This is a genomic window from Gordonia sp. ABSL11-1, from assembly GCF_030315685.1.
Classification (GTDB): Bacteria; Actinomycetota; Actinomycetes; order Mycobacteriales; family Mycobacteriaceae; genus Gordonia.
In genome coordinates this window covers 1-15,712 of record NZ_JASXSI010000020.1, presented here as the reverse complement: position 1 = coordinate 15,712, position 15,712 = coordinate 1, and the positions used below count along the sequence as shown (strand labels likewise).

The 15,712-nt window shown below is 65.0% G+C and carries 11 protein-coding genes and 2 tRNA genes; 10 read left to right on the top strand and 3 right to left on the bottom strand.

What is annotated here, in order from left to right; all coding sequences use genetic code 11:
- Positions 1-48: 48 nt before the first annotated feature.
- Entirely contained in the window at positions 49-192 is a 144-nt protein-coding gene (gene rpmH / locus QSJ19_RS19815) for a 50S ribosomal protein L34 (protein WP_124709456.1), read from the bottom strand.
- 596 nt (positions 193-788) lie between these two features.
- On the opposite strand from rpmH, the gene dnaA reads away from it, so the two are divergent.
- The 10 genes from dnaA (at position 789) to QSJ19_RS19765 (ending at position 13,000) form a co-directional block, all read left to right on the top strand.
- Positions 789-2,348, top strand: coding sequence for a chromosomal replication initiator protein DnaA (dnaA, locus tag QSJ19_RS19810; RefSeq protein ID WP_286322713.1), 1,560 nt, complete (start codon positions 789-791; stop codon positions 2,346-2,348).
- 649 nt (positions 2,349-2,997) lie between these two features.
- Positions 2,998-4,167: a DNA polymerase III subunit beta gene (gene dnaN / locus QSJ19_RS19805; protein ID WP_286322712.1), complete on the top strand. Its 1,170-nt coding sequence runs from the start codon at positions 2,998-3,000 to the stop codon at positions 4,165-4,167.
- 47 nt (positions 4,168-4,214) lie between these two features.
- A complete protein-coding gene (gene gnd, locus QSJ19_RS19800; RefSeq protein ID WP_286322710.1) occupies positions 4,215-5,141 on the top strand; it encodes a phosphogluconate dehydrogenase (NAD(+)-dependent, decarboxylating) in 927 nt (308 codons plus the stop codon).
- Position 5,142: 1 nt separating this feature from the next.
- Positions 5,143-6,336, top strand: a complete 1,194-nt coding sequence (recF, locus tag QSJ19_RS19795) for a DNA replication/repair protein RecF (protein ID WP_286322709.1) — start codon at positions 5,143-5,145, stop codon at positions 6,334-6,336.
- Complete coding sequence (locus tag QSJ19_RS19790; protein WP_286322708.1) at positions 6,333-6,902, top strand: DUF721 family protein; 570 nt, start codon at positions 6,333-6,335, stop codon at positions 6,900-6,902. Before recF ends, QSJ19_RS19790 begins: the two co-directional genes overlap by 4 nt.
- Before the next feature lie 282 nt (positions 6,903-7,184).
- Positions 7,185-9,257, top strand: coding sequence for a DNA topoisomerase (ATP-hydrolyzing) subunit B (gyrB, locus tag QSJ19_RS19785; RefSeq protein WP_286322707.1), 2,073 nt, complete (start codon positions 7,185-7,187; stop codon positions 9,255-9,257).
- 47 nt (positions 9,258-9,304) lie between these two features.
- A complete protein-coding gene (gene gyrA, locus QSJ19_RS19780) occupies positions 9,305-11,800 on the top strand; it encodes a DNA gyrase subunit A (protein ID WP_286322706.1) in 2,496 nt (831 codons plus the stop codon).
- A gap of 65 nt (positions 11,801-11,865) precedes the next feature.
- Positions 11,866-12,735: a DUF3566 domain-containing protein gene (locus QSJ19_RS19775; protein WP_286322705.1), complete on the top strand. Its 870-nt coding sequence runs from the start codon at positions 11,866-11,868 to the stop codon at positions 12,733-12,735.
- Between the two features lie 54 nt (positions 12,736-12,789).
- Positions 12,790-12,863, top strand: a tRNA-Ile gene (locus tag QSJ19_RS19770).
- A 61-nt stretch (positions 12,864-12,924) separates the two neighbouring features.
- A tRNA-Ala gene (locus QSJ19_RS19765) sits at positions 12,925-13,000 on the top strand.
- 19 nt (positions 13,001-13,019) lie between these two features.
- Here QSJ19_RS19765 and QSJ19_RS19760 read toward each other — a convergent pair.
- Both QSJ19_RS19760 and QSJ19_RS19755 read right to left on the bottom strand, forming a co-directional pair.
- The gene (locus QSJ19_RS19760; RefSeq protein WP_286322704.1) at positions 13,020-14,690 is read right to left on the bottom strand and encodes an RNA-binding domain-containing protein; all 1,671 of its coding nucleotides are present in this window, start codon (positions 14,688-14,690) and stop codon (positions 13,020-13,022) included.
- Between the two features lie 209 nt (positions 14,691-14,899).
- Positions 14,900-15,679 (bottom strand): DUF1206 domain-containing protein, encoded by a 780-nt coding sequence (locus QSJ19_RS19755; RefSeq protein WP_502876286.1) that lies wholly within the window; start codon positions 15,677-15,679, stop codon positions 14,900-14,902.
- Positions 15,680-15,712 lie beyond the last annotated feature (33 nt).

The window sequence follows — 15,712 nt, the reverse complement described above, 5'->3', positions numbered from 1 at the left end:
CAGCGACCGGCGATGGTCGAGACCACCGCCGGAGACGTCGCTGTCGACTCAGGCGGTGAGCTTTGCGCGGCCCTTGCTACGGCGACCGTTGACGATGGCGCGGCCGGCGCGGGTACGCATCCGAAGACGGAAGCCATGCACACGCGAACGACGACGGTTGTTGGGCTGGAAGGTGCGCTTGCCCTTGGCCATGGGTGACTCCTTGTGATCCTGCGTGGTGTCGCGCCGGAAACACGCGCAACCCACATCCTTCTTGCTGGTCTGCTGATCCAGGAGCGGTGCCGAGCTGACGTCGGTTGGGGTGACGTGGGCGTCACCACGCAAATCCGCAACCTGGATGACCAGTCGAGACTACTGAGTACGACCCGGCAAATCAAACGAGGAAGCGGCAAACACCGACGACGGTGACGTCGCCCACACGCCCCGCTGGTCGACGCGATTCCCGCATTTCCATCGATCGATGGAATCCCCCGATTCACTTTGTCGGTCGGACTGCACTCTGTTAACTTCCAAACTGTTAACTCCCAAACTGTTACCTTCGGCGCTGTTCAGTTCGGCGCTGTCCTCGGAGCACTCACCCGGCGCAGAGCCAACAAAGAGACGATTCAGTGGACCTTCCGGCCGCAAGAACACTCGCGTACACCCAGATCTGTACACAGCTGTGGACAACTATGTGGACAACTCGTCGTCAGTGCGGCATGGTGACATCCTCGTGACCGAAACTGGTCGAAGTTCTCGGCAGGAGGCCTGGCAGTGATGAGTGATGCGCCCATGGCGGGTGATAGGCCGTGATGAGTGATCGCGATTCGTTCGGCGAGGTCTGGCAGAGCGTCGTCGCCGAGTTGAACAACGATTCCGCCGCGCATGACCACGAGCCCCTCACCCGTCAGCAGAAGGCCTGGCTCTCCCTCGTCCAGCCCCTCACACTCGCGGAGGGATTCGCCCTTCTCACGGTTCCGACACCCCTGGTGCAGGAACAGATCGAACGCAATCTCCGCGACACCATCCGGTCCGTGCTCAGCCGTCACCTCGGTCAACCCGTCGACCTCGGTGTGCGCATCTCGACGCCAACCGTGGAGGAACCCGCTCCCGAGCCGACCAGCCCCGTCGTCGACCGCTTCGACGGCATGCGTGCCGGCGGACCGACCCCCGACGGACTGGGCACCAACCCGACCGGCAGCGCCGACGTCCCCTCCGGTATCGCACCGTCGACCGCCCCGGTCGGATTCGACGGGCGATCACCACGCCCCGCCGGCCCCGAGGCCGCCGACTGGTCCACCTACTTCGCCGAACGTCCGACGGCCGGGCAATCGCCGTCGAGTGCGAACCTCAGCCCGAAGTACACCTTCGACACCTTCGTCATCGGCGCGTCGAACCGTTTCGCCCACGCGTCGGCCGTCGCCGTCGCGGAGGCACCCGCCCGCGCCTACAACCCGTTGTTCATCTGGGGCGAGTCCGGACTGGGCAAGACCCACCTCCTGCACGCCGCGGGACATTACGCGCAACGGCTGTTCCCGGGCATGCGGGTGAAGTACGTGTCGACCGAGGAGTTCACCAACGACTTCATCAACTCGCTGCGTGACGATCGCCGGGTCGCGTTCAAGCGCCGCTACCGGGACGTCGACGTCCTGCTCGTCGACGACATCCAGTTCCTGATCGGCAAAGAGGGCATCCAGGAGGAGTTCTTCCACACCTTCAACACGCTCCACAACGCCAGCAAGCAGATCGTGGTGTCGTCGGATCGCCCGCCGAAGCAACTCGCGACTCTGGAGGATCGTCTCCGGACGCGATTCGAATGGGGCCTGATCACCGACGTCCAGCCCCCGGATCTGGAGACCCGGATCGCGATCCTGCGCAAGAAGGCGCAGATGGACAACATCGCGGTGCCCGACGACGTGCTCGAGTTGATCGCGTCGAAAATCGAACGCAACATCCGCGAACTCGAGGGCGCGCTCATCCGCGTCACGGCCTTCGCCTCGCTGAACAACGCCGAACTCGACAAGTCCCTCGCGGAGGTCGTCCTCCAGGCACTGCTGCCGAACTCGGGCACCCTCGAGGTGAGCGCCGCCAGCATCCTCGCGATCACCGCCGAATACTTCGACATCTCGGTCGAAGAACTGCGCGGGCCGGGCAAGACCCGCTCGATCGCGCAGGCACGACAGATCTCCATGTATCTCTGCCGCGAGCTCACCGACCTCTCGTTGCCGAAAATCGGTGAGACCTTCGATCGCGACCACACCACCGTGATGTACGCCGAGCGCAAGATCCGCAAGGAAATGGCCGAGCGTCGCAAGGTCTATGACCACGTGCAGGAACTCACCGCGCGCATCAAGCAGCGCGCCGTCTAGGGCGCCCCCACTCCGCATGGGCGGAGTCGATTCGTCGTGGACACACGCAGCTCGGTCTGCGCGCGACGTTGCGTCCTGAGCGCCCGGCGCCCGCCGCGAACGCGTCATCCACGCCCTCGACGACACAACCCTCAACTCGAACCACAGGGTTTCCGCCGCTCGGATCCGGTGATGCCACCGCCGGATCCGGCTCGGAATCGTTCATCACCGGCTGTGGACAGAGTTCGGGATAACCGGGGATGTCATGTGCACCGCGCGTGGACAAAGAGGGAACAGAATGAGAACTCCACACAGCTCGTGTCATTCGCTCGACGACCATCCACCACACGTCCACAGTCATCCGCACGGGGTGAGCTGGGAGATCCGACGTTCATCCACAGATTCACAGGCCCTAATACTGAGATGGATCCCTCTCTGAAGAACATCTTTTCAAAGAAGGGCTTGTGCACAGCGCCGACGACACGGGCGCCGGGCCGGCGACACCGGCTCGCACAGTTCGCCCCAACAGCTCCCCGTCTGGCAGGCTCGTTCTACAGTGGAAATCCCAGTCGGCATCCAGACCGGGCAATCCCACCGATCCGTTGTGAGCGCGGCGGACGAGGGTGGGTGTGACGAGAGTCAGCAGAACAGAGAAGGGCAACCACCCAGCATGAAGTTCCGTGTCGCGCGTGACGAGTTCGCAGATTCCGTTGCCTGGGTGGCCCGCAGCCTGCCGGCTCGTCCGCCGGTCCCGGTGCTGGGATGTGTGGTGCTGACCGCCGGTGACACCGGTTTGGAGGTCTCCGGCTTCGATTACGAGGTGTCTGCGCAGGAGGCCGTCGCTGCCGAGGTAGCCGAGCCGGGCAAGGTGCTCGTGTCCGGTCGTCTGCTCGCCGACATCACCAAGGCCCTGCCGAACAAACCGGTCGACGTCACCCTCGACGGGTCCCGCGTCGCCATCGCCTGCGGCAGCGCGAAGTTTTCCCTCCCGACGATGCCGGTCGAGGACTACCCCGAGCTGCCCAAGCCCCCGACCGTCACGGGCACGATCCCGGCGCAGGTCTTCGCGGAGGCCATCGGCCAGGTCGCGGTTGCCGCCGGCCGCGACGACACGCTCCCGATGCTGACCGGTGTGCGTGTCGAGATCGAGGGCAACCGGGTCGTGCTCGCCGCGACCGACCGCTTCCGCCTCGCCGTCCGTGAACTCGAGTGGGAGCCGACGACCGGTGAGACCTCGGGTGCGGTGCTCGTGCCGGCCAAGACCCTCTCGGAGAGCGCCCGCACCGCGGGATCCGAGGCCACCGGCCAGATCTCGCTCGCCTTCGGCACCGGATCCGCCATCGGCGGCGAGGGCATCCTGGGCATCCTCGGTGAGACCAAGCGCACCACCACCCGGCTCCTCGACGCCGAGTTCCCGAAGTTCCGTCAGTTGCTGCCGGCCAGCCACACCGCCGTCGCGACGATCGACAGCGCGCCGCTGATCGAGGCGATCAAGCGTGTCGCTCTGGTCGCCGAGCGTGGGGCCCAGGTCCGGATGGAGTTCAGCGAGGGCACGCTGCTGCTGACCGCCGGTGGCGACGAGGCCGGCAAGGCCGAGGAGGAGCTGCCCGTGCAGTTTCACGGCGAGCCGCTGACCATCGCGTTCAATCCGGGGTATCTGCAGGACGGTCTCTCCGCGATCGGTGTGCCGTCGGTTGATTTCGGTTTCACGACGCCGAGCCGTCCCGCCGTGCTGCGTCCGTCGACCGGTGATGAGCCCGTCGCTGACGAGTCGGGCGCCTTCGTCGCACCCGACAGCGTGTTCACCTACCTGCTGATGCCGGTCCGACTGCCCGGCTGAGGTCTCTTCCCACCCGCACATCCATCTCCAACCCCGGAGGCACGACGATGCAACTCGGACTGGTCGGACTCGGAAAGATGGGTGCCAACATGCGCACCCGTATCCAGGACGCCGGACATCAAGTCGTCGGCTACGACCCGCGGCCGGAGGTGTCCGACGTCGCCACTCTGGCCGACATGGTCGCCGGCCTCGAGGCACCGCGGGTGGTGTGGGTGATGGTGCCCTCCGGTGATCCCACACGGAGCACCATCAAGTCGCTCGCCGAGCATCTCGAGTCCGGCGATCTCGTCATCGACGGCGGCAACTCCAAGTACACCGACGATCTTCCCAACTCGCAATTGTTGGGAGACAAGGGAATCGGCTACATCGACTGCGGTGTCTCCGGCGGTGTGTGGGGGCTGCAGAACGGGTACGGGCTGATGGTCGGCGGCACCGACGGCGACGTCGAGCGAGCCATGCCGATCTTCGACGCACTGCGGCCCGAGGGTGATCGCGCCGACGGATTCGTCCATGCGGGCCCCGTCGGCGCCGGCCACTACGCCAAGATGGTGCACAACGGCGTCGAGTACGGCCTGATGCACGCCTACGGTGAGGGCTACGAACTGCTGACTGCCGAGCCGCTCATCACCGATGTCGAGGGGACCCTGCGGGCCTGGACCAAGGGCACCGTCGTGCGGTCGTGGCTGCTCGAGTTGCTCGTCCGCGCGTTGCAGGAGGATCCGGGGTTCACCGAGATCTCCGACTACACCACCGATTCCGGTGAAGGACGGTGGACCGTCGAAGAGGCGATCCGACATTCCGTGCCCGCCAACGTCATCTCCGCGGCGCTGTTCGCCCGGTTCGCGTCACGTCAGGATCAGGGTTCGCCGGCGCTGAAAGCCGTGTCGGCCCTTCGCAATCAGTTCGGCGGGCATGCCGTCACCGACAAGCAGGGGCGTTCGGTGGGCGAGACCGGTACGCCATCTGCCGATTGACGTGTTCGTCCGCGAACTCCATCTCCGCGACTTCCGCTCGTGGCGCGAGATCGATCTGACGCTGCGCCCCGAACCCACGATCTTTGTGGGCCGCAACGGATTCGGCAAGACCAACCTGCTCGAGGCGGTCTACTACCTGGGCACTTTGCGGTCCCACCGGGTCAGCACCGACGGACCTCTCGTCCACAGTGGGACCTCGGCGGCGACGGTGATCGGCACGGTCGAGAACATGGGACGGGAACTGACCGTTCAGCTGCAGATCAACGCCGAGGGTGCCAACAAGGCGACCATCAACGGCAGCCCGGCGCGGCGGGCCCGCGACATCCTGGGCATTCTGCGTGCCGTCATGTTCGCGCCGGAGGATCTGTTGCTCGTGCGAGGGGACCCGTCGGACCGGCGACGGTTCATCGACGAACTCGTAGCGCAGCGTGGACCTCGTTGGGCCGCAGCACGTTCCGACTACGACCGCGTCCTCCGTCAGCGTTCCGCGCTGCTCAAGACGGCAGGTGCAGCGCTGCGGCGTGGAGGATCCGACGCCGACTCGGTCATCAGCACCCTCGACGTCTGGGACGGACAACTCGCCGATCTCGGCGGACAGGTGACCGCTGCGCGCATCGATGTCCTCCGACAACTGACACCGCACGTCACCGAGTCGTACGCGTCGATCGCTCCGCACTCGCGGCCGGCGACCCTGACCTATCGTGCCTCCGCCGGTCCAGACGTCGTGGCCTCCGACGATGTCGCCGCCTCGCCGGAACAGATCGCGGAGATCCTGCTGACACGGCTGGCAGAGCTGCGGACCAAGGAGATCGACCGCGGCGTCAGTCTCGTTGGGCCGCACCGCGACGACATCGACATCATGCTCGGCGACGACATCGCGAAGGGATTCGCCAGTCACGGGGAGTCCTGGTCGCTGGCACTCGCCCTACGACTCGGATCCGTCGAGCTCGTGCGCGCCGAGGGTATCGAACCGGTCATCATGCTCGACGACGTGTTCGCCGAACTCGACGCCCAGCGCCGCTCCCAGCTGGTGTCGTTCACCGAGTCGGCGGAGCAACTGCTCATCACCGCCGCCGTGCCCGACGACATCCCGGCCTCGATCGGCGGACGTCGGGTGGCCGTCGACGTGGTGGAGGACAATGGGACGCGGTACTCGACCGCATCCGAGGTCGCCGCCGGGGAGGGCAGCACATGACGGACTCATCAGGGCCGGGCAACTCCTCGGGTCCGCGCGAGCCCTCCGGCCATTCGTCGGGATATGAACTTGCCCGCCGCGCCCTCGAGGAAGCCCGCGCCGCCGCGCGTGCGGCCGGAAAATCCGTCGGACAAGGCCGTTCCTCTCCGATGCCCAGTGCGCGGCGGGCCGCCGGTCGTCGTCGCACCTGGTCCGGCTCGGGTCCCGACTCGCGGGATCCGCAGCCCCTCGGGCGTCTGACGGGCCGGCTCGCCAAGGAGCGCGGTTGGGAGTCGCAGATCGGTCAGGGCACGGTCCTGGGCATGTGGGACCAGATCGTCGGCCCCGACATCGCGGCACATGCGCAGCCAACGACCCTGACCGACAACGTCTTACACATCCAGGCGGAGTCGACGGCCTGGGCCACGCAGCTGCGATACATGCAGTCGACCATCCTGGCGAAGATCGCGAAGGCCGTCGGCGACGGGATGGTGACCAGTCTGCGGATCACCGGACCCAAGGCTCCGTCCTGGCGGAAGGGTCCCCGACACATCTCCGGCCGGGGGCCGCGCGACACCTACGGGTGAGAACGGTATCCAGCAATCCGTAGACGCCAGATTTGCCGTCTGTCCACAAACGGATCGCCATAGATCGAAAAAACTCGATCTACGCGCACGTTAGCGGCCCCGGATCCCCATTCCAGTGTGGGTCAGGCAGTACTATGGGGAGAGTTGTCCCGACAGGGGTGGAGATCAGCCGGCACGAACGCCGGTCTGCATACCGTTCTCGTCCGCGTCACCAGCGCGGATGGGACCGCTGTGTGTTCATCACCTGCGGCATCACCGAGACAGAAGGAGCGGACGCACCTCGTGGCCGACACCAATGACACCAACGGGTCCGACAGCGCAGCGAAGAAGCGGAAGGCCAACAAGAAGCCCGGTGAGTACAGCGCCGACTCGATCAGCATTCTCGAGGGCCTCGAAGCCGTCCGCAAGCGTCCCGGTATGTACATCGGCTCCACCGGTGAACGAGGACTGCATCACCTGATCTGGGAGGTCGTCGACAACTCGGTCGACGAGGCGATGGCCGGCCATGCCAGCAAGGTCGACGTCACCCTCCTCGAGGACGGCGGCGTCGAGGTCGTCGACGACGGCCGCGGTATCCCCACCGACATGCATGCCACGGGTGTGCCGACCGTCGAGGTCGTCATGACGCAGCTGCACGCGGGCGGCAAGTTCGACTCCGACGCCTACGCGGTCTCCGGCGGTCTGCATGGTGTCGGCATCTCCGTGGTGAACGCCCTGTCGACGCGTGTCGAACTCGCCATCGACTACGGCGGCTTCCACTGGGACCAGGCCTACGACCACGCCAAACCGACTCCATTGCAGAAGGGTGCCGCGACGCGCAAGACCGGTACCACCGTGCGCTTCTGGCCGGACCCGCAGATCTTCGAGACCACCACGTTCAGCGCCGAGACGGTGGCCCGTCGTCTGCAGGAGATGGCCTTCCTCAACAAGGGCCTCACGATCACGCTGACCGACAAGCGCGTCTCGCCGACCGTCGCCGTCGCCGAGGCCGAGATGGAAGAGGGTGACGACACCGCCGAGACCATCAAGTCGGAGGAGGAGAAGGCCCAGCACGTCGCCAAGGCACGTACCCGGACCTACCACTATCCCGACGGCCTGGTCGACTACATCAAGCACCTCAACCGCACCAAGAACTCGATCCACCAGTCGGTGATCGGCTTCACCGCCAAGGGCACCGGGCACGAGGTCGAGATCGCGATGCAGTGGAACGCCGGGTACTCGGAGTCCGTGCACACCTTCGCCAACACCATCAACACGCACGAGGGTGGCACCCACGAAGAGGGCTTCCGTGCGGCGCTGACCAGCACGGTCAACAAGTACGCCTACGACAAGAAGCTGCTCAAGGAGAAGGACGGCAAGCTCACCGGCGACGACATCCGTGAGGGACTCGCCGCGGTGATCTCGGTGAAGGTCGGTGATCCGCAGTTCGAGGGTCAGACCAAGACCAAGCTGGGCAACACCGAGGTGAAGAGCTTCGTGCAGAAGACCTGCAACGAGCACCTCGGTCACTGGTTCGAGGCCAACCCGGCCGAGGCCAAGATCATCGTCAAGAAGGCCGTCGACTCCGCCCAGGCGCGGATGGCCGCACGCAAGGCGCGAGAACTGGTGCGCCGCAAGACCGCAACCGACATCGGCGGACTCCCCGGCAAGCTCGCCGATTGCCGCAGCAATGACCCCACCAAGTGTGAGGTCTACATCGTGGAGGGCGACTCGGCCGGCGGCAGCGCCAAATCCGGGCGCGATTCGATGTATCAGGCGATCCTTCCGTTGCGCGGCAAGATCATCAACGTCGAGAAGGCACGCATCGACCGCGTCCTCAAGAACACCGAGGTCCAGTCGATCATCACCGCATTCGGCACCGGCATCCACGAGGAGTTCGATCTCGCGAAGCTCCGGTACCACAAGATCGTGCTGATGGCCGACGCCGACGTCGACGGCCAGCACATCTCGACGCTGTTGCTGACCTTGCTGTTCCGGTTCATGCGTCCACTCATCGAGCACGGCCACGTCTTCCTCGCACAGCCGCCGCTGTACAAGCTCAAATGGCAGAAGTCCGAGCCGGAGTTCGCCTACTCCGACCGTGAGCGCGACGGCCTACTCGAGGCCGGCCGCGCCGCGGGCAAGCGCATCAACACCGATGACGGCATCCAGCGCTACAAGGGTCTCGGCGAGATGAATGCCAAGGAACTGTGGGAGACCACCATGGATCCGGCGGTCCGGGTCCTGCGTCAGGTGACCCTCGACGACGCCGCGGCCGCCGACGAACTGTTCTCCATCCTGATGGGCGAGGACGTCGCCGCACGCCGCAGTTTCATCGCCCGTAACGCCAAAGATGTTCGCTTCCTGGATGTCTGAGTCCTCATCGACCTCGCGTTGCCTGTGACCCCGGAGAAGGAACTTTCATGACTGACACCACGCTGCCACCCGCCGACGGGGCAGGGGACCGCATCGAACCGGTCGATCTCGGCCAGGAGATGCAGAACAGCTACATCGACTACGCGATGAGCGTCATCGTCGGTCGTGCGCTGCCAGAGGTCCGGGACGGCCTCAAGCCGGTGCACCGGCGCCTGCTCTACGCGTCCTATGACGCCGGTTTCCGCCCGGACCGCAGCTACGTCAAATCCGCGAAACCCGTTGCGGAGACGATGGGTAACTATCACCCGCACGGCGACAGCGCCATCTACGACGCCCTGGTGCGTCTGGCCCAGCCGTGGTCGATGCGGTATCCGCTGATCGACGGTCAGGGCAACTTCGGTTCACGTGGCAACGACGGCGCGGCCGCCATGCGTTACACCGAGGCCCGTCTCACGCCGCTGGCGATGGAGATGCTCCGCGACATCGACGAGGACACAGTCGATTTCACGCCCAACTACGACGGCAAGACCAACGAGCCGACCGTTCTGCCCGCCCGCATCCCGAACCTGCTGATCAACGGTTCCGGTGGCATCGCCGTCGGCATGGCGACCAACATCCCGCCGCACAATCTCAATGAGGTTGCCGACGCGGTGTTCTGGGCTCTCGAGAACCCCGAGGCCGACGACGAGGCAACCCTCGCCGCGTGCATGGAGTTCATCAAGGGTCCCGACTTCCCCACGGCGGCACTGATCGTCGGCGGGCAGGGCATCAAGGACGCCTACACCACCGGGCGCGGCAGCATCCGGATGCGCAGCGTCGTCGACATCGAGGAGAACAAGGGCACCACCACCCTCGTCGTCACCGAACTGCCGTATCAGGTCAACCCGGACAACCTGATCCAGTCGATCGCCGAGCAGGTGAACGAGGGAAAGCTCAAGGGCATCAGCCGGATCGAGGATCAGTCCTCGGATCGTGACGGCATGCGGATCGTCGTCACGCTGCGTCGCGACGCGGTCGCCAAGGTCGTGCTGAACAACCTCTACAAGCACAGCCAGCTGCAGACGAGCTTCGGCGCCAACATGTTGTCGATCGTCGACGGTGTGCCGCGCACCCTGCGGTTGGATCAGATGATCCGCCTCTACGTGGCGCATCAGATCGACGTGATCGTGCGTCGTACCCGCTACCGGTTGCGCAAGGCCGAGGAACGCGCCCACATCCTGCGCGGTCTGGTCAAGGCGCTCGACGCCCTCGACGAGGTCATCGCGCTGATCCGCGCGTCGTCGAACACCGACGAAGCACGTCAGGGCCTGATCGGGCTCCTGGACATCGACGAGATCCAGGCCGACGCCATCCTCGCGATGCAGCTGCGTCGACTGTCGGCGTTGGAACGACAGAAGATCATCGACGAACTGGCCGAGATCGAGCGCGAGATCGCCGACCTCGAGGACATCCTGGCCAAGCCCGAGCGTCAGCGTGCGATCGTTCGTGACGAGCTGAAGGTCGTCGTCGAGAAGTACGGCGACGAGCGGCGCACCCGGATCATCGCCGCCGACGGTGATGTCGCCGACGAGGATCTCATCGCGCGTGAGGAGGTCGTGGTCACGATCACCGAGACCGGGTACGCCAAGCGGACCCGCTCGGATCTGTACCGCAGCCAGCGTCGCGGTGGCAAGGGCGTGCAGGGTGCCGGTCTCAAGCAGGACGACATCGTCAAGCACTTCTTCGTCAGCTCGACCCACGACTGGATCCTGTTCTTCACCACCAAGGGTCGGGTGTACCGGGCCAAGGCGTACGAGCTGCCGGAGGCCAACCGCACCGCCCGCGGTCAGCACGTCGCCAACCTGCTGGCCTTCCAGCCGGAGGAGCGGATCGCGCAGGTCATCCAGCTGAAGACCTACGAGGACGCGCCCTATCTGGTCCTGGCCACCCGCAACGGTCTGGTGAAGAAGTCGAAACTCGTCGATTTCGACTCCAACCGGTCCGGTGGTATCGCCGCGATCAACCTGCGCGGCGAGGACGAACTCGTCGGTGCCCAGTTGTGCAGCGCCGACGACGATCTGCTGCTCGTGTCGCAGAAGGGTCAGTCGATCCGCTTCCACGCCGACGACGAGGCCCTGCGTCCGATGGGTCGTCAGACTTCCGGCGTGCAGGGCATGCGGTTCAACGGCGACGACGAGTTGTTGTCGCTGAACGTGGTCCGCGACGGTACTTACCTCCTGGTGGCGACGTCGGGGGGCTACGCCAAGCGGACCGGCATGGACGACTACCCGGTGCAGGGTCGTGGCGGAAAGGGCGTGCTGACCATCCAGCACGATCGTCGTCGCGGCGAGCTCATCGGCGCGCTGATCGTCGACGACGACTCCGAGCTGTATGCCATCACCTCCGGCGGCGGTGTCATCCGGACCACCGCCAGGAGTGTTCGCAAGGCGGGTCGTCAGACCAAGGGTGTCCGCCTGATGAACCTCGACGAAGGCACTACCGTGATCGCCATTGCACGCAACGCCGACGAGGCGGACGACGAAGCCGGAGACTCCGGCAAGTAGCGCCCAGGAACGACCACCGGTAGCGGTTAGGGTGGGTCGTACGACCACCGAATGAGGGATTGCCAGTGAGCTCACCGAACACACCGGACGACAAGAAGCCGACCAACGGGGATTCCGGTCCTCACACGGCCTCTGGTCCGGGGCCGCAGGGGCAGGGGACCTCTCCCGGTGGCCTCGTGCCGCCGTGGCAGCGGGGCCCCAACGGTTCTCCGCAGTCGTCGGAGGGTCCCAACGGCAGCGGACGCCCACCCGGACCGCCGCCGCGCGGTGTCGTCAGCGGCACAGCTGCTGCGAGCATCAGCGGTCAGCAGGCACCGATCACCAAGCTCGATGACCCGCGTGACGGCGAAGGCCATGGTGGATCCCAGGGTCGGGGATCGACCGTCACCGCCACGGCAGAGCCGACCGAGAAGTTCGTCGAGTCGCCCACGCGGCACATCGATCGTGACAATCTGCCGGCCGAGCAGTTGCCGAATCTGGACGCGATCCATCACGTGAACACCCCCACTGCGGCGACCGCCCCCACCCCGGCGGCGCCGCGCTCGGCGCCGACCGAGATCGGTGCGACGCGGCCGCTGCGTGCCGCGGTGCAGATCCGTCGTATCGATCCGTGGGCGACGTTCAAGATCGCGGCGGTGTTGTCGGTGGCGGGGTTCCTCATCTGGATGATCTCGGTGGCGGTGCTGTATCTCATCCTCGACGGCATGGGCGTGTGGGATCAGGTCAACAGCTCGTTCGCCACGCTCGGCACGGCCGACGGGTCCACCAGCGAGGGCGACCTGATCGGCGTTGGTGCGGTGTTCGGGTGGGCAGTCCTGCTCGGGGCGGTCAACGCGATCCTGCTGACCGCTCTCGCCACCATCGGCGCCTACATCTACAACCTGTGTGCCGACCTCATCGGCGGCGCCGAGGTGACCCTGGCCGACCTCGACTGACCAGCCGTTTTGGCTGTTCTGCCTCCGGTCGGGTAATCTCACACCTCGGTTCAAGGGCCTATAGCTCAGGCGGTTAGAGCGCTTCGCTGATAACGAAGAGGTCGGAGGTTCAAGTCCTCCTAGGCCCACTGCGAGAGGTGTCGTCGACACCCGATTCGCACCCAGTCCGGTCACTGATCTGACCGGCACGGGGCCTTAGCTCAGTTGGTAGAGCGCTGCCTTTGCAAGGCAGATGTCAGGAGTTCGAATCTCCTAGGCTCCACCACTTTCCTCAATTCATCCGTTCACCTATCCACACTTTCTTCGGGTGATTCTCGCGGTATGTATCGCGCGCCTCGGCGTTCTCCAGTCAGACGTAGTCGGCCGTCATCGACCAAGCGTTTGAGGACTGATCGCGCCTGGGTCGGGGTCGTCTGGCACAACTCGGCGGCTTGGCTTCGGGTGATCGAGCCGTAGGCGTTGGCGTAGTCGGTGATCATTCGCTCCTGCTGGAGGGGGTCAATTCCCTTGACGCGCACGTAGGCGTTGCGATCCTGGGCGAGGTCATAGAATCGTGCGGTGAGATGGTATTTGCGACTTCGACCAACTCCGCGAGACTCGAGGATTCCACACTCGACCAGATGACCGAGACTCGTTTTCACGCTGGCGGAGATGAGATGCAGTTCGCCCGCCACTTCGAGACTCGTCGCCGAACCGGAGGTCTTCACTTCGTGGACGATCCGTAGTTCGTCGAGGCTGAGTGGCTCTTGGTGCTCGTTTTCCCAGGTGAGCAAGAACCGGACCAGATCGAGGTCGGCGTTGCCGAGGGGGACGGTGACGACTACCGATTCGCTGGTGCTGTGCGAGTAGTCAGGTGCGTCCCGGCCTGCGCGCAATTGCTGTTCGAACATGTCGTTGACGCCCTTGCCTCGTCGCTCTACCAAACCGGCGCGCTTGAAGGCGGCGGCGAGAATCGGGCTGCGGGGCCGCGATTGGTCGAGGATGTTCTGGGTGGTGACGCCGGGTGGAAACCCGCCGGGGTTGGCGACCACGAAAGAACTATCGGTCAACTGCACGCGAGCCGGACCCATGGCCGCATAGTCACGGTGGACCAGCGCGTTGGCCACCGCTTCCCGCCGTGTGATCGAGGGAATGAGTGGCACCTCGATCCGATGGAGCCCAGCGATCAGTTCGGTCACTGTATTGCGGGCATCGATGAGTTCACGAAGATGCTCGGCACTGCGAAGGAGAGGCTGGACAATTCTGATGTTCGTCGGTTGGTAACCGGATCGAGCATCCTGGAAGAGCACTTCTGCGTTGGGAACCCACCGTTGCACCGCTGCAACTGTTCCGAACAGCAGGATGGCGCCGATGCTGACTGGCGCGGCAATTGGTACGAGGCCAAGAGCGCGCAGTACATCCTCATCCGAGAGGTCTGCGAGCTCGTCGCCGACTCCGTGGCACAGCCGCCGAAAACGGTCGAACTCAAGGGGGTCGAGATCGCTCATGCTGGCGTCCCATGCGATTGACGCCGCGAAATCCTGTCCGCGGGTCACCATGCCCATGCTGACGATCTCGTGAGCCGTCATCGGGGCGCACTCAGGTTGGCCTGTCGACTTGAGTACGCGTTTGGTGAAGACGCCCAACTTTGTTCCGATGGGTCCTGGGTCTCCACGCGGCACATCTATGCGAATGATCTCTTGCCCATCGAGTGTCTCGAGGTAGACACCGACCGCAAGTGCGGGTTCGGTGTTGGCCTGGATGTACGCCGCAACGCGCGCAGGTTCGGTTACTCGTCCATGGCGAGGCGAGGCGCCAACTATGGTGCCATCGTCATCGACTCCGATCAGTAGTACTCCGCCATCTCCGTTCGCCAAGCACGCAACTGCCTTGGTGAGGTCCTTGTCGTTGATGTCCGAGCGTTTGAACTCGGTCGTAAAGGTCTCCCCGCCTGCGATCAGTGCGCGTAACTCCATGGGCCTATTATGCATAAGTATGGAGCGGAATGGCTAGATCGCTCACGGAACCATAACTTTTAAATCGAATGATAGGCCCTCGGGTGTGCTGGATGTCCGGGAAGTGTGTGTGCCACCGCGTTGGCAGGCCTGTATTACCCGTCGATGGTCAGGACCATTTTCAAACATCTTCCATTCTCGCCAGATGTTGTCCGATGAACTCGGCGACGTCACATCCGCGCGTAATGCGCCATCACAAAGCAGTAGACCCCATATGCCGCGAGTCCCAGCGCTGCGAGAACCAGCAGGAACTGACCGGCAGGCCACCCCGCGACCGTCTTCACCGCTCCGTCGAGGCCGGTCGCCTTCGACGGGTCCGCCGTGATCGCGGCGACCACGACGAGAATCCCCGCGCCCGCCAAGACGATGCCCTTGGCCGCGTAACCCACGATCCCGGTGACTTTCACCGCCTGGTTGTCGTCGCCGATCCGCAGGTCGTCGAAGAATGACCGCGAGACGCCCTTGTAGACGTGATAGGCGCCGACGGCGATGATGATCAGTCCCGCGACGACGAGCACGGCCTTCCCGGCCGTCGACTCCATGAGCCGGGCACTGAGGCCGGCGTTCTGCTGTCCACTGGACTTGCCCTGGCCCATCGCGAACTGGCCTGCCGACCACGCGAACGCGAGATAGACCACCGCAAGCGCCCCTGCCTTCGCACGATCGAAGACGCCGTCGTCGTCGTCGGACCGCGGTTCCGACGGATGCGGACCCACGATCGTCTCGGCGATGCGCCACAGGGCCATCGCCACGAACGCCACAACGGCCACCCACAGGGCCAGGCGACCCCCGGTCGACGACGCGAAGATCGAGAGCGCTCCCGACTGGTCGGCGCTCCCAGGGTCGCCGAACGCCAGGCGCAGAACGATGTACGCGATGAGGAGATGGAGCAGACCACTCACCACATGACCGGCACGGGCGAGACGCTCGAACCAGTCGCTGTCGGTCAGCTGATCGGCCGCATCGCCGGGACGCTTGTCGAT